Genomic DNA, 17,454 nt, shown 5'->3' with positions numbered 1-17,454 from the left:
ACATATCGAATCAATAACAGTTAGAATTTTAAGTATTCAGAAAATACAAAAGATTAAGGAGGCACATCTATGACTGCACAGTTATCAACCCAAACATATATTTATGCTATGGATAAAAACAATCAGCCTGCTCTTACAGTGAAGTCTGGCACTCAAGTCGAAATCGAAACGTTTGATTGTTTCCAGGATCAGATTACATCTGAAGATACGACCTTTAATGCAATTGACTGGAATCAAATCAATCCTGCAACAGGGCCAGTATTTGTTGAGGGTGCTCAACCAGGAGATATTTTAAAAGTGACGATTGATGACATCAAATTAGGAACTCAAGGTGTCATGGTAGTAGGTCCTGAGCTTGGCGTTATGGGACATCGTTTGAAAGATTTCGAAGTGAAGATCATACCTGTAAAAGATGGGAAAGCCGTTTTTAATGAAAAAATCTCCTTGCCCCTTAACCCAATGATTGGTGTAATCGGAGTTGCTCCTAAAGGAGACGCGGTAAACAACGGTACCCCTGGGCCACACGGCGGGAACATGGACACAAAACTAATTACAACAGGTGCTACCCTCTATTTCCCTGTCTTCCAGGAAGGTGCACTCTTCGCATTAGGTGACCTGCATGCGGCTATGGGTGACGGAGAAATCAGCGTTTCTGGTATTGAAATTCCCGCGAAAGTAAAAGTGACTTTGGAAGTGATCAAAGGATACAGCTTGAATTATCCAGTTTTAGAAAATGAAGAAGGCGTGGCCACTCTTGTTTCGAAAGAATTATTGGATGAAGCAGCGAATGTAGCTGTAGAAGAGATGATCGATTTATTACAGCCGCAGACAGATTTATCTTTAGCAGAGTTTACGATGCTAATGAGTGCAGCTGGCCAAGCCCAGATCAGCCAGATTGTCGATCCACTCAAGACAGCAAGATTTTTTGTTCCTAAATCTATCCTGGAAGCTTACAACATTGAACTTTTTAGAAAAGGGGTGGAATAATCTGTGGCTGAACTTTCAAAAGCAACTCAAACCCATACCAATATGGGTTATAAACAAGAATTAAAGCGTTCGTTAACCTTTTGGGATCTTCTCATTTACGGGCTTATTTTTATGGTTCCTATCGCTCCATTTGGTATCTATGGGGCCGTTGCTCAGGGATCGAATGGGATGGTGGCATTAGCCTACCTAATTGGGATGATTGGTATGATTTTCACCGCGTTAAGCTATGCCAGGATGTCGGAGGCTTTCCCAATTGCAGGTTCGGTATATGCGTATGCTCAGCGCGGTATCAATGATTCAGTAGGGTTTATCGCCGGCTGGCTCATTCTTTTGGATTATATTTTTGTTCCTGCACTTCTTTACCTAGTCAGTGCTGCTGCATTGCACGATATCGTTCCTGAAATTCCCCTTTTCGTTTGGCTTGTAATTTTTATCGCAATCAACACAGTAGTAAACGTACTGGGAATAGAGTTTACCGCTAAAGCAAATAAGATCATTGTCGTAGCGGAACTCATTGTACTTGTCTTATTTGTAGCAGTTGGAATTTTTGCGATCACCAAAGGCGTAAACGGAGCAGAATTTACTTTTAAGCCATTATATGATTCTGATCAATTTAGTATGGGCACGGTAATGGGTGCAGTTTCGATTGCTGTATTGAGCTTTTTAGGATTCGATGCCATTTCAACACTGGCAGAAGAATCAAAGGCCGGGAGCAAAGCAATTGGTAAGGCAATTGTCTTCTCATTGCTTGTAGTAGGCTTGCTCTTCATAATCCAAACCTGGGTAGCTGCATTGATCTGGCCTGATTTCACATCCTTTGAAAACGCTGATGTTGCCTTCTATCAAATTGCCGAAATAGCTGGTGGTACATGGTTGAAATGGACAACGATATTAGCAACTGCCATATCATGGGGTATAGCAAATGCTTTAGTAGCCCAGGCAGCGATCTCCCGCATTCTTTACAGTATGGCCCGCGATCGGAAGCTTCCAAAGGTACTGTCAAAGGTACACCCTAAATTTAAAACGCCATATGTGAGCACCCTGCTAGTTGCAGGAATCTCATTGCTTGTAACAGCATTATTTGCTTCACACATCGGTGCCTTGGCATCCGTCGTAAACTTCGGTGCATTATCAGCATTTTTGTTCCTGCATGCATCAGTTGTCATCTATTTTATTAAAAAGCAAAAGAGTAAAGATTATTTCAAGCACCTTGTGCTCCCATTAATCGGGTTCATCATCATCGGCTATGTGTGGATTTCTCTTGACCCACTATCAAAACAGCTGGGATTCGTATGGCTCGGAATTGGAATTGTTTATCTGATTGTCTTGAAAGTATTTAGAAAAGATACTTCGCTTGATTTGGATTAACAATCGTCTTTAAAGGTGACTCCATGGCTTAAAAACACAAAGCTGCAGAGGAAGGACTCCCCTTCTTTCTGCAAGCTTTTTATTATGACTGATTTATTTTTCTTAAAATTTCGAATTCAATACATTGAAAGGAAGTGTAATTTTATGAGTCAGCTCAAAAAAAATCAACTCTCCTATGTAGAAGCTATGGCAATATCAGTTGCTATAATGGCTCCTACGGCTGCGATGGCTTTGAACACCTCGCTGACAGCAAGTATAGCAGGAGTATCGGTCCCACTTATTTTCCTGGTAGCAATGATAACGATCGGATTGGTTGCAGTCACATTCATCCAATTTAACAGACAGTTTTCACATAGCGGTTCTGTATATTATTTTACCGGAATATCCTTAGGACCCAAATTGGGTTTCTTATCAGGCTGGGCGCTGCTGCTAACCTACGTTATGTTTACAATTGCTTCCATTGCTGAAGTAGGTGCATTCGCCGAAAGCTTTTTCTCTCTCTTAAATATAGAAATTGACTGGTTCCCTATCGCCCTTGTCAGCTCAGTCCTTATTTGGATCTTTGCATTTGCTGATGTAAAAATCGGAACAAGAGCACTTTTAATTTTAGAAGGGATTTCAGTCATATTTATTTTAATCCTTGTTTTTGTTATCTTTGGCAAGGCTGATTTCAGCAGTGAAGCTTTTGTAAAACCTTTCTCACCAGGCCAAAACACCATACCTGCCATTGCATTAGCAACTGTCTTCGCCTTCCTTTCTTTCGCGGGGTTTGAAGGTGCTTCCAGTTTAGGTGAAGAAACAAAAAATCCTAAAAAGGCCATCCCAATCGCCATTATCTCTGCTGTATTTTTAACAGGATTATTTTATATTGTAGTGAGTTTCGCGACTACAATTGGATTTGGTCTAGATAGTGAAGGCAACGGGAATTTCGCAAAATCATCTGCACCACTTGCTGATCTTGCTGACATGTATATGTCGAGAGGATTCGCAGCTGCTATTATGTTTGGTGCTTTTTTATCTGCTTTCTCTTGTGCGTTGGCAAGTGCCACGGCAGGGTCAAGAATGCTTTTTTCAATGGGTCGTGACGGTTTTATTCATCAAAAAGTTGGGGCAACCCATAAGAAATATCATTCCCCCTATATTGCATTAAGTGTGATCATGGTCATTTCTCTAATCGCATTATTTCCTTTAAAAGGTATTGGCCTTGATGGGGGATTGATTTTTGGATATTTAGGCACCATCGGAGTACTATCTCTCTTGTTAACCTATTTAGTCACAACAATAGGCGGCATGCGTTATTTTGTTAAGAATAAAATTTGGAAGGGCCCTATTCTTATTCTTCCTGCACTAGCAGTAATTGGTTTAGGCTATAGTTTGTATTCCAACGTCTTCCCAATTCCAGCAGCTCCATTTAATTATTTCCCGTACATCGTGATCGGCTGGATCCTTCTAGGTGTGATTATTACCGCTTTAAACCCTGCATTAGTTTCACGGATTGCAGAGCGCCTTATGTCTGATGAAGAATCACAAAACGATATTTCTGCATAGAAACGAGGTTAGGATATGCTTCTACTTTCCTTCGAACGATTAGGAATCGCGAACAGACAAGCCAATCATATAAAAGCCTATAGATGGATTCATAGTTTATTGAAAAATGGCTGCAACGTGTACCAAACAAAACATGAATTGGAAGTAGTAACAAACCATTTCCCTGAAGGTCATATCTACCCTGCCGGAACCATTCTGGCGGACACTGATATTACTCCTTCAACAGATATCTCTGTTGATTTTACTGATTGGAAAGAAGAATATTTACATTCAGTTAAAAGATTAACACTTCCAAATCGTATTGGAATTTACAATGGTTTGAACAGCGCAGCTTTTTGCTTTGATCCATACAAATCAGTCTTGGACTTATTCGAACTTGAATTTGAAGAACTATCTGATGAACAAATTAGACAAGGCGCATTGGAGAACATTGATTTATTTATTGTTCCGGGTGGTCCAGATGCCGGGGAATCCTATTATGCTGGACTAGGAAAAAAAGGAATGGAAGAAATTCGCCGGTATGTTTTAAATGGCGGGAAATACCTGGCTTCCTGCGCAGGTGCCTACCTTCCTTTAACCGCAAAACCCGGCACACCACAATCTAGGATGTGGTTAAATATTATTAATGCCACTGACTCAACAGGGCTCGATTATTGGAGAACAGGAACCGGGTTTGTGCGCATTAATCTAAACGTACATGATCACCCCAGCTTGTACGGAATTTCTTATGGTGACCCTAGCACGATGGATGTTATCTATTGGGAAGGACCTGGTATTGAAACAATTGACGCAGACAACATAACAATCCTTGCTACCTACAAAGAATTCCTTGCATCTGGAAGCGATAAGCCAAACTGGTCAGTTTCAGAAAACCAATGTGCTGTTGATTCGCTTGAATGGAGCAACCCATTATCACAAGAGCGTTTTAATTCGTTCCTCAATGACAAAGCAGCTGCAGTCGAAGCAACTGCGGGGGAAGGAAAACTTATTCTTTTCTCGTTTCATCCGGAATTTGGCTCGCCTGTAACGGGTTCATGGGAAAATAGCCTGACTCACCTTCTCATCTTAAACAGCATTTATCATTTATGTTCTGAAGAGTTCTAATAATCCCATAGAAAAGTGATTAATCCCTTTCTGGTTTTTTCTGGCTCGATATCATATTGAAAAAATGTGAAATGATTCTTCGCTTGATCTGGCTCATTTGTTACAACAAAAAGCTTGCAGAGGAGGCTGCCACCTCTGCAAGCTTTTTTGTTTTAATCTACTATTATATATTTCTTTAATTGCTAACCACAATATCATCAAAGTTAAGCCTGTGTCCTGAAGTACCGGACACAACAATCCGGAAGCGGGCTGATGTTGACTGGCTCAACGTGAACGTTTTTACCTGCAAGCTGGATGTGCTTGCATTCAAGCTGCCTACGTTGGTCCATGTGGAACCGCTATTCGTTGACATTTGCAGCTGCCATCTGGCTCCAGCGTCTGTGCCAAAATTGGCGTGTGAAATTTGGATGCTTGTTGCCCCGTTCACGTTGAAATTCATCGTAAGGGCACCGCTCGCTCGAACACGCGCGGACTGGGTGCCATTTTTCTTATCAGTGCTTAAATTTCCGATCAGCGCATTATCAAAATACCAGGATCCGCTTGATAATGTAACATTCCCTGATGTATAGGCTGTTTTGGTGCCCGATTCGAATTTCTCATTCAACGTGGCAGTCCCCCCGCCACCAGACCCATCTGCTCCATAGCCGTATGACCCAGCCTTAAACGTTGAAGGGTCGTACCATTTATAACCTGCAGCAGGAGCAGACCAAGGTTCTGCTTGGGGTTCTGTAGAGGTTTGCGGATTCTCCATAGACAGTAAAGCCGTTTGCTGGTCGAGCTGCAAGCCACTTACTTGTGCAAGGGATGTATAGCTTTCCTGCTGTGCCAGCCAATCCACAAGATTCACGAGCAGCGTGCCATCATTTTGCTCTTTAAAACCATCATAAGTAGTCTTCTTGCCGCCCGTTTCCTCACGGAGATATTTAGGAGTGGCATCTTCAACTGGAGACGAATCGCCAATAAACGCCGCCTTCCCTGCACCGACTTTGGAAACAGCTACGTAAGGGCCTTCCGCTCTTCCGCCACCATTATACACACCCTGGTCGACCGCATTACCCCAGGCTGCCGTTGTTGGAGGCAGGTAAACAATCCCCTTTGCCTTGTTTGGATCAGTAATGGCTAATGTGGATCCTGCATGCATGGCCACTGTGGATACTCCGCTCGTAATTCCGAACGCCTGGCTTGGCGCCAAAATATCATTCGCTGTGACATCGCCAATCGCATTGTAGCGGAAACGGATTCCGAAGTTAGTTGAAAGCCAGTCCGATCCAGTTACCCCCTGCATCGCTGCAGATGAAGCTTCCTCCGTTCCCATCCCTTTGGCAGGATCAGAATAGGCACCACGGCGGTAGCCGTTAAATACCTCCGAAGCATCCCAGCGATTCTTATTGCGGTCAGCATTGTAATGGTCGCCAATGAAAAAGATACTTCCGCCATTTTGAACATATTGTAGCATCGCATTCTGTTCAGTCACCTTATAAGGCACATTCGCTTCTCCAATTACAAATACATCGTAGTCCTGCAAATCTTGAAACGTAATCGGTGTAGTTTTCCTCAGTTCTTTTGCATAATAGCCCTCATTCGCTAAAGCGTTGGCAAAATCAGAGAATCCCCCATCCAATACCCAGTCCGCGGCTCCAGCCGTTTGTCCGTGAGTATTATCAAACAAAATCCTTTTTCCATTCGCAGTCCCGACCGGTTGCAGCTGCGGTGCCGGATCCAGCGCATTTTCAGCTGAAGCAAAAGGTGTAAAAAAGTCCAAAGACGATGCTACAAGCATAGCTACTAATGCAAAAATAGAAAATCTTCGACGAATCATGCTTTCACTCCTTATTGGTGTATTCCTAACTAAATTAGCACACAAATGTTGACGGAATGTTAAGAATTGTTTAATTTGAAAATTTCCCAATCAAGGATGATCGCCGTGCCAGATTCCATATAGGTTTCTCTAAAAAACTTTTCACTTAAATCTCCAAACATACCGAAAATCGTTTTTATTTTTCCTAAAAGGAAAATTTTCTCAGTTCCGGCCACCCAGAAAATTAATACTTCATCGAAATAAAGCTTATAAAACTCTCTTTTTCTTCTTTATTATGTAAGATTTTTTCTACAATCCGTTCTCCCGTTAAATAGTCTTTTAATTCTTCATTCTGATAAATACTCTCAAAATATCGTCCATCAGCACAAAGTTCCTTAAACCACTTTTCCTTTTTCAGCTTACGAATATTCCTTTTGAATTTCAGATCATCCAGGTCTATCCCACCCGAAAACAGCAAACCTAAAATTACGGCTACAATCACCTTTAAAAAATTCTTCATGTATTTTCTCCTTTTAAACTCGGATGAATATATTAACGTTTAGCAAACTATAAAAGTTTCAAACAAAAAAAACCACCCGGACAGAGTGATTTCAATGAAAATTTCGTATTTGTTTAGCTGACTCAATAAAACCTTATATCATTTTCCCTTAAAAATCGATACACAAGAACCGTCCCCATGTTCACGCTTTACTATCAATAATATCTACTGGTATTTTGTTGTTTTTCTTTTGATGCATATAATAAGCAATTGATAGGAGGATGAGCCATGGGATTCCGACCATCATGGTTGTTTTGAAGAAGGACACGAACCATGTTGTGATGATCAGGCTGACCATTAGGACTGCTCCTAAAATCGTTAAGTATGGGTAGCCCCACATGCGGACTGACAATTTTGGTCCGTCGTATTTTTTGCGGAAGTACAGGTGTGTCACGAAAATCATGAACCATGTGAACATGGCGCCGAACATCGCGATTCCCATCATCAAAAGGTAGGATGATTTTGGAGCGATGATGTGAATGATCGTTGCCAGCGCAATACCAAGCGTTGAGAGCAACAATGAGTTCACAGGAACATTCTTTTTATTCAGCTTTCCGAAGCTTTCTGGTGCATAGCCCGCTCTTGAAAGCGAGAACATCATCCTTGTTGTACCGTACAGTTGGCTGTTCATTGCCGATAACGCAGCAACAAGGACGATAAAGTTCATGATTCCAGCTGCTCCAGGGATGTTCATCATTTCCATGACGACGACGAATGGACTCTTCTCGATACCGGCACTTGCCCAAGGGACAATCGCCAGCATCAATGTTAACGTCAAAATATAGAAAAGGATCAAACGGTACACAGTTGCTTTTAAAGCCTTCGGAACAGCGGTTTGCGGATCTTTCGCTTCACCAGCCGTTAAGGCAATCATTTCAATGCTTAAGTAACTAAAGAGTGCGATGACGACCGCAACCCACATTCCAGACCAGCCATTCGGCAAAAAGCCGCCGTCGTTCGTGAAGTTTTGGAAGCCGATTTCCGGATTGCTGCCGCCAAAAACGACATAGCTTCCGATGAGAAGGAACCCAACAATCGCCACAATTTTAATCATGGAGAACCAGTATTCTACTGTTCCGAACATGTTAACGCTCGTTGCATTTACATAAATCAAAATTGCTGAAAAAACAAGGATCCAGACAAGACCTGACACATCTGGGAACCAGTAGGACATATACACAGCAACAGCAGTTACTTCCGTCCCCACAGCTGCCACAACACAGGCCCAATACGTAAATCGAACAACATATCCCGCCCAAGGACTGATATAGTGTTCAGCAAACGCACCAAAGGAGCCGGATGTAGGATGGGCGACCGTCATTTCAGCAAGGCAGCCCATGAGTAAAAGAGAAATGAGTGCACCAATTGCATAGCTGATAATGACACTTGGGCCAGCCTGGCCAATCGCAAAGCCGCTGCCTAAAAACAGTCCGGTACCAATTGCGCCGCCGATGGCAATCATCGAGATCTGCCCGGTGGTCAAACCTTTGTTAAGACCTTTTTCACGATCAACAATTTGTTGAAAGCTTCCTTTTTGCTTCATATACATCCTCCTATGTATTTTATCTTCACCCTATTGGGGGGAATTTGATGGATGATGTGAGTCTTGATGAAGGATGCCGCTCCATTTTTACCAACCTAAGCCACTACGTTTCTAGTATTCTCAAATTTCTTGTATTCTTCATTCACCATGATTTTCTTTAGAATTTGAACTGTATTCCAAATCTCTTCATAGGTTGTGTACAGGGCGATTGGTGCCAGGCGGATCACATTTGGCGCACGGAAATCAGGGATGATCTTGTTTTCTTTAAGCGCCTTGGAAATACGTGCCGCCTCATCATGCTCCAGGCAAATATGACCGCCGCGAGCTTCATCCTCTCTAGGATTACCAAGCTCAAAACCAAATTCGGCAATTTCATGATCAATCAGCTTCATCATGTATTCCGTCATTTTCAAAGACGTTTCTCTGACCCTAGCAATACCTGCTTCCTGAAACATTTCCAGCGAGCCTAAAAGCGGGGCAATGCTCATCACATGTGGGGTGCCAATCTGGTAGGCACCGGCCGTGTCTGCGTGCTCTAACGTATGCTCCATATCAAACTGCTTTTCTTTTTTAGAGCTGAACCAGCCTGCCAGACCTGGAGCCATCCCGAGATTCTTTTCATGGACAAACATTCCGCCGACTCCGCCAGGTCCGCTATTCAAGTATTTATAGTTGCACCAGACAGCAAAATCCACTTCCCAATCATGCAAGTAATGAGGGATGGCGCCAATCGAATGTGCAAGGTCAAAACCTATTAATATCCCTCTTTTATGCGCCTCTTCTGCTAAACGCTTCATATCCAGCAGCTGGCCGCTGCGGTATAATACAGATGGGAGCCAGACAAGCGCCACCTCTTCCGTCATGGCCGCAATGACGTCATCTTCAGAAATCGTGCGTCCATCCCTGCTCTTTACTTGGATCAAGTGCCCATCCGGTTCGAGCCCATGCAGCTCCAATTGTGCTTTTATCGCATAAATATCGGATGGAAAGTTAAGCTCATCGGCGAGAATCTTCGTTCTGTTACCTTTTGGTTTGTAAAAAGTAGCCAGAACCTGATGGATATTCGTCGTGATCGAGCCAGTCACAATCACTTCTTCTGCTTTGGCACCGACTAGCGGAGCACTAAGTGCCCCAAGTTTTTCGGAAAAATCGAACCAGGGCTGATTGCCGGACATCCATCCATCAATGCCATGATTCTTCCAATCTTCTAAAGAGTTTAATAGCGATTTTTCCGCACGCTTTGAAAGCACTCCAAGGGAATTCCCGTCCATATAGAGGGTCCCTTCTTGTAAGTAAAATTCATCTCGAAATCTTTGGAGAGGATTTTCCTGATCCAATTGCTGTGCGTACTCTTTTGATAAAAGAACTGATGTATCCGTTTTCATAAATTGTTTCAAATCCTTTCCGCTAGGATACTCAATATAGTAACCGGAATATTGACATCATGTCAATATTATCTCATAAAAGTATTATAAATTTTCTGAAAATAGGTGATTTAATGTCAGAACAATTGGACGGCAGACTTTTACGATCCATCGAAACAAAAGAAAAAATCCTCTCTTCTGCAATCGATATTTTTATCGAGAACGGTTTTGAAAAAACAACTATCAAGCAAATCATTACCCGAGCTGAGATCGGCTATGGTTCTGCCTACACCCATTTCAAAGGCAAAGATGAAATTTTGATTGCCTTGATGGAAGATGTAATGGACCGATTTTTCACAATTGCTGAACTAGAGTATGAGCCGGCGAATTTGCTGGATGCCCAAACACGGATTCAATACCAGGTAAGTGAATTTTTACGCCTCGCAGAACAAGAGCGCTCCATTTTACGAGTGTTCCATGAAGCAATGGGCCGATCAGAAACAGCCAAGCAAAAATGGAAACTGATCCAAAAGAAATTCATCGAACGAATCTCAAAAGATATTTCACATGTTCAGGACAAGGGCCTGGCAAAAAGCAATCTAAACATCGAGCTGGTGGCCAGGAGCTGGTTTTCGATCAATGAAATGTATTTGTGGGAACTGGTAGAGAATGAGGATTATCCTTTTGAAATCGAGGAGATTGCTGAAAATGTCACGGAGCTTTATACGAAGGGATTGTATGTGTAAGGATTACCTCTTTTCAATGGCTGGGGTTGAGTGAGGCACTGGAAGAAGCGTCCAGTGCCTATTTGAACCTGCTCGAATAGGCAATGAATGGCGGTTACTCATCCGATTCCGTTTCGCGATCCGCAAGTTCAACCTAATGACTCCTGGTCGTGAAGCTGTTGAAGATGATCAAGAAGAAGGCGGAGCGAAGCTTTGTAATGTAAAATGACTGCTGGTCATTTTTCAAACTCAAATTCTGTTTCAATCTCCCAATATTTTGTCAGGATGTTTCCTTTTGGAAGTACGAACTCCACCTCAACTTTTTCCTCATCATTTTCAAAAGTTAAAGTACCGCGAGACATATAATCATACCGAAATCCATTGTTAGGGTTGAGTGTTCTCGGGCTATTATTTATGCGGTGTACGATTTTGTTAATCTCGGCGATATCGGTTATTACATCCGTTGTTTCTCCCATTTTTGCAATCGTTAATCTCGTAAAAGGACCATCTATCATTTTGGCATTGTATACCCAAATGATCGTGAAAAGAATGATGAAGAAAATGACGAATAGTGATGATAAAACCAGCTTCTTTTTTGTCACCATGGGTCCTCCTTTGTTTAATATGAAAAAAGCGATCCTTCGTCACGGAAGCATCGCATCATTCCTGGAAATTCCACTCTTCTTCTAAAATGGCGTAATAATACTCATCCCACCAATCATTCCCCTGCGGTATACACTTTTTAAAATAACCTTCTCTCCTCATTCCGATCTTCTCCATCACACGATAAGAAGCTGTATTTTCCGGCTGGCAGGTTGCCATAATTCTATGAAGCTTTAATTCCTCAAAGCCGTATTTCAATGTAGAGTGTGCCGCTTCAGAAGCGTATCCCCGATTATAATATTTAGGATTAAAAACCCAGCCAATCTCATAAGTATGTTCGCCAAAATATTTATGAAATGCGATGTGTCCAATAAGAATATTTTCATCTTTTAAAGCAACAGCAAATTTCTGTGCGTGATCCCCCATATTTTCATTTAGAAATTTTGTCGCATCCTCTTCAGCAAAAACACCTTCTGGTATATATCTCATTACATGAATATCTGATGTATATTCCAAAACAGCTCGTAAATCACCCAATTCAAATTTGCGAATCAATAACCTATTTGTTTCTAAGTACATATATATATCCCCCAAATACAAATTTACTGCATTTCTATATTTCGAGGTAATGACAGAAAATACCTTCTGGATCATGGGGACGGTTCTCACGTTTCAAGAACGTGAGAACCGTCCCCGTGTTTCACCCAAAGCCTGGTTAAATCGACGTAACCAAAGTGCTTGATTTCTACGTTCATGAGGTTGATTGAAAAGGGGATCTGCCTTTTTACATAGTACAGCGGTATGCATAATGATTCGTCGCGCAAATATTGCTCTATCTTCAGATGATTTTCGTTCCAATTTTTAAATGGAAGATTTTCGTAAGTCTCAAGCCGCTCCTTTAGATACTCATCTCTTTCAGCCAGGAAATTAAGCGGCGAGAAACGATTTACCAGGAAGAAGAAATAGGAAAAGCACTGGTTCAGTTCAAACATTTCTCCATGGATGAACAAGTCGTTATTCAAACGTCGTTCGGGATCATAAATGGAATCCTTAAATGGGACTTCCTCCATCTCGACGGTGAAACCCGCCTGCTCAAGTTTTTCTTTTACCCAATGGGCGGTGTCATTCGAATAGTTGACCCAGCCGATTTTTAACGGTTTGCTGATGAATGGCTTTGGAATTTCAGGCATGGTATAGGTTCTGGATTGACCAATTAAGCATCCTTCATTATTGCCCTTGATCCGCGGATTCACATCCTTCAATTCATGGCGATGACGGGCAATGACCATATGCACGTAATCCCGGACTTCTTTTCGCGCCATATCAGATTCGCGATATGGATTCATGATGACAATCCCAAAGCCTGAATCACTTTCTACTTTAAAAGTTTCTACCTGGTGAGTTTCCTGTCCGCCATGATAGACGACCTGGAATTCCTTCGGCATCTGGATAAACTCAACCCGATCAAGGAGCGGCCGGTGGCCAAAAAATTGCTTAAAGGCACAAAACACTGTTTTCTCAACGCTATTTTCAGCAAGATAAAAGCCGCCTGTGCCCAGCAATTTCCCGTTCACATCTTTAAAAATACTGGCCGCCAGCACTCCCAGCATTTGGAGAATATACGTGCATCCCGCCGGGAAGTCCAATTTGACAATAAGCGGCCCGGGGGTTGAAATCTTCGTTACCGGTTCCCATAGCTTTTTATAGTGAATATCTTCCTTCATCCTCTGCAATGAATGGACGACATCCTCTGCTTTCATGATGGATCCATCATGAAAAGCGACATCCTTTCGCAAATACAGCAGCAAGGAAGTCTCCGAAAATTCCCATGTATGAGCCAGCTCTGGTGTTAGAGTGTTATCAGCGTTCACGGTTAAAAGCCGGTTATAAAGATTGGCAACGATATTCGCGCTATGAACATCTGCTGCCTCTAGCGGATGGGCTGTCAAGAATCGATAAAACCTCGGAATGATCAGGCTGTCCTGCCCTTCCTGGTGAAAACCCAGCTTCGACTGAAAGGCCGTCATCAGACGTTGCTTTGTCTCCACCGACCAGTCCTGCAACAACAGCTTGCTGACGTGTTCAATTGGTTCTTTTTCCAGTGCTTTGAAAAAATCCTGCTCAAATTCCTGTTCCACATTCCGAAGCCATTTTAGCGAAGAAGTATTGCCTCTTCCCCGCCCTGATTGAAAGGTAAGCCATCCCGTCTCCTCCCATTGCTTCAGCTTCCTTCGTGTTTGCTTCGAACTGAGGAACAATCGCTCAGCCAGCTCATCTACTTTTACATTTCCGGATTCTACCCTGTTCCATAAGGTTAATAAATCATGATCCATCGCCAGTCTCCTTAAAAGTGGACATTTTTATATAAAAAGGACATTTTTAACAGCATGCGTCTCCTTTAATATACAAATATAGAAAGGGGCTGGCAATATGAAGTGGAAAGATTACCCACAAAACCTAAAAGTTCGTTTAATTACATCATTTTTTAATCGCGCGATTTCAAGTGCAGTAATGCCGTTCATGGCACTATTTTTCGCCCAGCATAAAGGCGCTGTCTGGGCTGGGCTATTCCTGGGATTTAACGTCTTCGTCGGATTCCTGGGGAATTTTATCGGGGGCTATCTGTCTGATCGTTTCCGCCGAAAAGGAATTTTGCTCATCACATCCGCATGCAGTGCGCTCATGTTTGGATTGATGGCGGTAAGCTTAATTCCTGAGCAAAAATTGATCCTGTTGTTCGCTGCCGCTTATATCGTTTTCATGGCCACCAGCAGCCTAGGCCGCCCTGCAATGCAGGCAATCATTGTCGATTCAACTACAGCTGAGAACCGCAAAGCCATCTACGCATTGGATTATTGGTTCACGAATTTATCATTGGCAATCGGGGCTGCGCTCGGGGGTTTATTCTACACCTACCATCAGCTCGCATTATTTACGGCGCTGACGATTGCATCTGCTGGTCTGCCATTTGCCTATGCGATCTGGCTTCAGGATTCAGTTGTCCCGCAATTACAGCAAAAGCATCAAAATATCTTTATCGATTTGCTGGCGAACTATAAGGTGGCACTTCAGGATAAGCCATTCGTCATGGCGGTCGTTGGCGGAATGTGCATTTACGCAGCCGAATTTTCACTGAACAGTTATATCGGTGTTCGATTAGCCGATGAGTTTCGCCCTCTTTTTTTAGGCGGGTTTGAAGTATCAGGTGTGAGGATGCTCAGTATATTGAACATACAAAACATGCTCCTCGTTGTCTTGTTCACTTTTATCGTCACGAAAATCACGGACAAGTTCGATAAGAAAAAAATGCTGCTGATGGGGCTGATCCTATACAGCATCGGATACACAGTCGTTACTTCTGCGAATGTCTGGTACGCATTGCTATTATTCAACCTGGTCGCAACCATCGGCGAGCTCGTATACTCTCCGATCGCCAATGCTGAAAAAGCGAACATGATGCCGGATGATAAACGCGGTTCTTATTCCGCATTCTCCGGTATCAGCTTTAACGGAGCAGACCTGATTGCCCGCTCCACTATCATCGTCGGCGCATTCCTGGTTCCGAGCATGATGAGTGTGTATATTGGAATCATCTTGATGATGGGGACATTGCTGCTTTATGGCGGATTGTTTGTTTATCGGGGGAGAGAGCGGAAAGAGGCGCTTGTTTTACGGAAAACAATTTAGTTATAAAAGAGGAAAAACGGCTTTTACGCGTTTCTCCTCTTTTTATTTTAAATCTGTAGAATCGTCATAGTCTGCCTGATGATCTTTGTTTTGTAAATCATATGGCTTTATCATTTGAGTTTGTTCCTTGCTGTTTTTCGCATTGTCTTGCTTCTGCTTATTTGACTTCACCTTATGACCTCCTAATATGTATAGCACAGACTAATATCCTATTTGATATTCCACGCTGAAAATAATGCCTGCCCATTTAGGAGATAATATCAGCACTAACTATGAATGGGATTAGAGGAAACATATATGGAAAGAAATTACGCAATCGATTTTATTAAATTCTTTGCCATCCTTGCTGTCGTGGTCATCCACACATTCCCAAGCGACAATCAGCTTGGATACTTCATTCTCGATAATTTCGCCAGGTTTGCCGTGCCTTTTTTCTTTGCTGCTTCCGGTTATTTGTTCGGGCTTAAAGTGATCAATAATCCAAAATCGTTGGCTTATTTTAAAAAATACATCATTAAAATCCTGAAAATATATGTGACCTGGCTTGTTTTTTATATGGCTTATGATGTCATAAAGATTTTGTTCAGTCCGGGGAATGTTTCGGAAAAACTGGCCAGATATATGGAGGGATTGACGCCTCTCAACCTCTTTTATTACGGGCAAGGAACAAGCGGCTATCAATTGTGGTTTGTGATTTCGCTGGTATGGAGTACCGTCATTTTATACTTCTTTTACAGGCTGAAAAAAATAAAGCTTCTGCTGGTTATTGGATTCTGCCTAAATCTTTTGGGACTGTTTGGACAATCTTATTCCATCTTCGATCCTTTGCCAGTAAGCACGACCCGGGCCGCCTTATATATAAGCTTGTTTTATACAACAGCAGGATTCTGGTTTGCCTTTGCTAAGCCAAACATCCGGCCTATGAAAAAGCGGACATACTTCTATTTGTTTTGCTGCTTCTCTGCCCTGCAATTCGTTGAGGGGTATACACTGGAAAAAACGTTAGAAGCTAAGCATGGAGAATACTTTTTATCAACGATTTTCCTGACCATTTTTCTGTTTTCATTCGCATTAAGCAGCCCGCGGCTTGGAAAAGGATTATTCATCACGAAAATCGGCGGCAACGCCCTCGGAATCTATGCAATCCATGTTTTCTTCATCGATCTGAACGACATTATGTTCAAAAAATTAGGACTCGACCAAAGCTCCCATAACCTATTGCTGAACATCATCGACGCATTTCTCGTTTTCACCTTATCCTATCTAACCTATGAAACATGGGGACGGTTCTTGCGTTTCACTAAAAACAAAAAGGAAACATGAGAACCGTCCCCATGTTTCCTTTCTTATTATTTCAATACTCTTCTGGCGCCGACGTAGCGGTCTTTCCAATATGTTGTGTTCATGGAGTTGATGGATACTCCTTTTGACAGGGTGACGGCGATGAATTTGTCTTTGCTGAGTGCGATTCCTACAAAGGAAACGCCTTTGCCGTTTGTGTTGAAGAAAACCAGGTCGCCTTCTTTGATGTCTTTTTTATTGACTGCTTTACCTGCTTTATATTGTTCTTTTGACGTGCGAGGCAATTTGATGTCAGCGGCTGATTGATCGAACACGAACTGGGTGAATCCTGATGCATCGAAGCCCTTAGGTGTTGTGCCGGCTGTTTTGTACTTCACACCCATATACCTTTTAGCAACCTCGGTCACCTCTTGCCCCCATGAAACACTTGCTTCCGCTTTGTTTGTCATCGGCGCGAACATGGCCGCCAGTAATGCCAACAAACTCAAGCCAATAACCATCCATCTCGAAATCCTCACTGTTGAAACCATCCTTCTTCCACCTTTCATTTCTGTAATCTGTTCCTTATGACCTTATTTTAGTTCCATAGCTGCCATAACAAGTTACGAAATGGTTAACAAACGTTTAAAAGATGGTAACAGTTTTTCAAATGAAACATGTGAACATGGGGACGGTTCTCGCGTTCCAAAAATACTGAGAAAGAAACTAATTTCGTGCTCCAATACTCCTTATAGGAGCACTTCATGTCAATGCCATACAGATGAAACCCCATTGCATTACCGCGCTGCCTTACTGGGGGTCTGACCCTCACTACTTCACCGCATTGCTTCATTGGGGGTCTGACCCCCACCGCTTCACCGCTTTAC

16 protein-coding genes are annotated in these 17,454 nt (G+C 42.5%); 7 read left to right on the top strand and 9 right to left on the bottom strand.

Translation table 11 applies throughout. From position 1 onward, the window contains the following. The first annotated feature begins 69 nt into the window (after positions 1-69). From V7654_RS06300 to V7654_RS06285, 4 genes are all read left to right on the top strand, one after another. A complete protein-coding gene (locus tag V7654_RS06300) occupies positions 70-987 on the top strand; it encodes an acetamidase/formamidase family protein (protein ID WP_335429336.1) in 918 nt (305 codons plus the stop codon). Between the two features lie 42 nt (positions 988-1,029). Next, a complete protein-coding gene (locus V7654_RS06295) occupies positions 1,030-2,355 on the top strand; it encodes an APC family permease (RefSeq protein ID WP_335429676.1) in 1,326 nt (441 codons plus the stop codon). 84 nt (positions 2,356-2,439) lie between these two features. Then, the gene (locus tag V7654_RS06290; RefSeq protein ID WP_335429334.1) at positions 2,440-3,903 is read left to right on the top strand and encodes an APC family permease; all 1,464 of its coding nucleotides are present in this window, start codon (positions 2,440-2,442) and stop codon (positions 3,901-3,903) included. 15 nt (positions 3,904-3,918) lie between these two features. Beyond that, complete coding sequence (locus tag V7654_RS06285) at positions 3,919-5,007, top strand: BPL-N domain-containing protein (RefSeq protein WP_335429333.1); 1,089 nt, start codon at positions 3,919-3,921, stop codon at positions 5,005-5,007. A 175-nt stretch (positions 5,008-5,182) separates the two neighbouring features. Here the strand turns inward: V7654_RS06285 and V7654_RS06280 are convergent, their stop codons facing one another. The 4 genes from V7654_RS06280 to kynU all read right to left on the bottom strand — a co-directional run bounded on the left by V7654_RS06280 (position 5,183) and on the right by kynU (position 10,292). Further along, entirely contained in the window at positions 5,183-6,826 is a 1,644-nt protein-coding gene (locus V7654_RS06280) for an Ig domain protein group 2 domain protein (protein WP_438825252.1), read from the bottom strand. 223 nt (positions 6,827-7,049) lie between these two features. After that, entirely contained in the window at positions 7,050-7,325 is a 276-nt protein-coding gene (locus V7654_RS06275; RefSeq protein WP_335429332.1) for a hypothetical protein, read from the bottom strand. 181 nt (positions 7,326-7,506) lie between these two features. Further along, entirely contained in the window at positions 7,507-8,907 is a 1,401-nt protein-coding gene (locus V7654_RS06270; RefSeq protein WP_335429331.1) for an amino acid permease, read from the bottom strand. 95 nt (positions 8,908-9,002) lie between these two features. Then, entirely contained in the window at positions 9,003-10,292 is a 1,290-nt protein-coding gene (kynU, locus tag V7654_RS06265; protein ID WP_335429330.1) for a kynureninase, read from the bottom strand. A gap of 113 nt (positions 10,293-10,405) precedes the next feature. Here kynU and V7654_RS06260 point away from each other — a divergent pair, with 113 nt between their 5' ends. After that, on the top strand, positions 10,406-11,017 hold the full coding sequence (locus V7654_RS06260) for a TetR/AcrR family transcriptional regulator (RefSeq protein ID WP_335429329.1): 612 nt from the start codon (positions 10,406-10,408) through the stop codon (positions 11,015-11,017). Positions 11,018-11,232: 215 nt separating this feature from the next. Here the strand turns inward: V7654_RS06260 and V7654_RS06255 are convergent, their stop codons facing one another. From V7654_RS06255 to V7654_RS06245, 3 genes are all read right to left on the bottom strand, one after another. Then, the gene (locus V7654_RS06255; RefSeq protein ID WP_335429328.1) at positions 11,233-11,598 is read right to left on the bottom strand and encodes a hypothetical protein; all 366 of its coding nucleotides are present in this window, start codon (positions 11,596-11,598) and stop codon (positions 11,233-11,235) included. A gap of 58 nt (positions 11,599-11,656) precedes the next feature. Continuing rightward, on the bottom strand, positions 11,657-12,178 hold the full coding sequence (locus tag V7654_RS06250; protein ID WP_335429327.1) for a GNAT family N-acetyltransferase: 522 nt from the start codon (positions 12,176-12,178) through the stop codon (positions 11,657-11,659). A gap of 86 nt (positions 12,179-12,264) precedes the next feature. Next, entirely contained in the window at positions 12,265-13,932 is a 1,668-nt protein-coding gene (locus V7654_RS06245) for an ABC transporter substrate-binding protein (RefSeq protein ID WP_335429325.1), read from the bottom strand. A gap of 97 nt (positions 13,933-14,029) precedes the next feature. Between V7654_RS06245 and V7654_RS06240 the strand changes: the two genes are divergently transcribed. Next, on the top strand, positions 14,030-15,286 hold the full coding sequence (locus tag V7654_RS06240) for an MDR family MFS transporter (RefSeq protein ID WP_335429324.1): 1,257 nt from the start codon (positions 14,030-14,032) through the stop codon (positions 15,284-15,286). Between the two features lie 42 nt (positions 15,287-15,328). On the opposite strand, the gene V7654_RS06235 is transcribed toward V7654_RS06240, so the two are convergent. Beyond that, entirely contained in the window at positions 15,329-15,457 is a 129-nt protein-coding gene (locus tag V7654_RS06235; RefSeq protein ID WP_335429323.1) for a hypothetical protein, read from the bottom strand. A 126-nt stretch (positions 15,458-15,583) separates the two neighbouring features. Between V7654_RS06235 and V7654_RS06230 the strand changes: the two genes are divergently transcribed. Next, a complete protein-coding gene (locus V7654_RS06230; RefSeq protein WP_335429321.1) occupies positions 15,584-16,609 on the top strand; it encodes an acyltransferase in 1,026 nt (341 codons plus the stop codon). A 26-nt stretch (positions 16,610-16,635) separates the two neighbouring features. Here V7654_RS06230 and V7654_RS06225 read toward each other — a convergent pair whose 3' ends face one another. Then, positions 16,636-17,118 (bottom strand): C40 family peptidase, encoded by a 483-nt coding sequence (locus V7654_RS06225; RefSeq protein WP_335429319.1) that lies wholly within the window; start codon positions 17,116-17,118, stop codon positions 16,636-16,638. Positions 17,119-17,454: the final 336 nt, after the last annotated feature.

Source organism: Bacillus sp. JJ1609 (genome assembly GCF_036967045.1).
Lineage (GTDB): Bacteria > Bacillota > Bacilli > Bacillales > Cytobacillaceae > Mesobacillus.
The sequence above is the reverse complement of the archived record's forward strand: the minus strand, read 5'-3'. Positions and strand labels throughout refer to the sequence as shown.

Excerpts from the sequence above, each read along its gene's own strand:
- V7654_RS06300 (WP_335429336.1), top strand. The coding sequence starts at position 70 with ATGACTGCACAGTTATCAACCCAAACATATATTTATGCTATGGATAAA.
- V7654_RS06295 (WP_335429676.1), top strand. The coding sequence starts at position 1,030 with ATGGGTTATAAACAAGAATTAAAGCGTTCGTTAACCTTTTGGGATCTT.
- V7654_RS06290 (WP_335429334.1), top strand. The coding sequence starts at position 2,440 with ATGACTGATTTATTTTTCTTAAAATTTCGAATTCAATACATTGAAAGG.
- V7654_RS06285 (WP_335429333.1), top strand. The coding sequence starts at position 3,919 with ATGCTTCTACTTTCCTTCGAACGATTAGGAATCGCGAACAGACAAGCC.
- V7654_RS06280 (WP_438825252.1), bottom strand. The coding sequence starts at position 6,826 with ATGATTCGTCGAAGATTTTCTATTTTTGCATTAGTAGCTATGCTTGTA.
- V7654_RS06275 (WP_335429332.1), bottom strand. The coding sequence starts at position 7,325 with ATGAAGAATTTTTTAAAGGTGATTGTAGCCGTAATTTTAGGTTTGCTG.
- V7654_RS06270 (WP_335429331.1), bottom strand. The coding sequence starts at position 8,907 with ATGAAGCAAAAAGGAAGCTTTCAACAAATTGTTGATCGTGAAAAAGGT.
- kynU (WP_335429330.1), bottom strand. The coding sequence starts at position 10,292 with ATGAAAACGGATACATCAGTTCTTTTATCAAAAGAGTACGCACAGCAA.
- V7654_RS06260 (WP_335429329.1), top strand. The coding sequence starts at position 10,406 with ATGTCAGAACAATTGGACGGCAGACTTTTACGATCCATCGAAACAAAA.
- V7654_RS06250 (WP_335429327.1), bottom strand. The coding sequence starts at position 12,178 with ATGTACTTAGAAACAAATAGGTTATTGATTCGCAAATTTGAATTGGGT.
- V7654_RS06245 (WP_335429325.1), bottom strand. The coding sequence starts at position 13,932 with ATGGATCATGATTTATTAACCTTATGGAACAGGGTAGAATCCGGAAAT.
- V7654_RS06240 (WP_335429324.1), top strand. The coding sequence starts at position 14,030 with ATGAAGTGGAAAGATTACCCACAAAACCTAAAAGTTCGTTTAATTACA.
- V7654_RS06230 (WP_335429321.1), top strand. The coding sequence starts at position 15,584 with ATGGAAAGAAATTACGCAATCGATTTTATTAAATTCTTTGCCATCCTT.
- V7654_RS06225 (WP_335429319.1), bottom strand. The coding sequence starts at position 17,118 with ATGGTTTCAACAGTGAGGATTTCGAGATGGATGGTTATTGGCTTGAGT.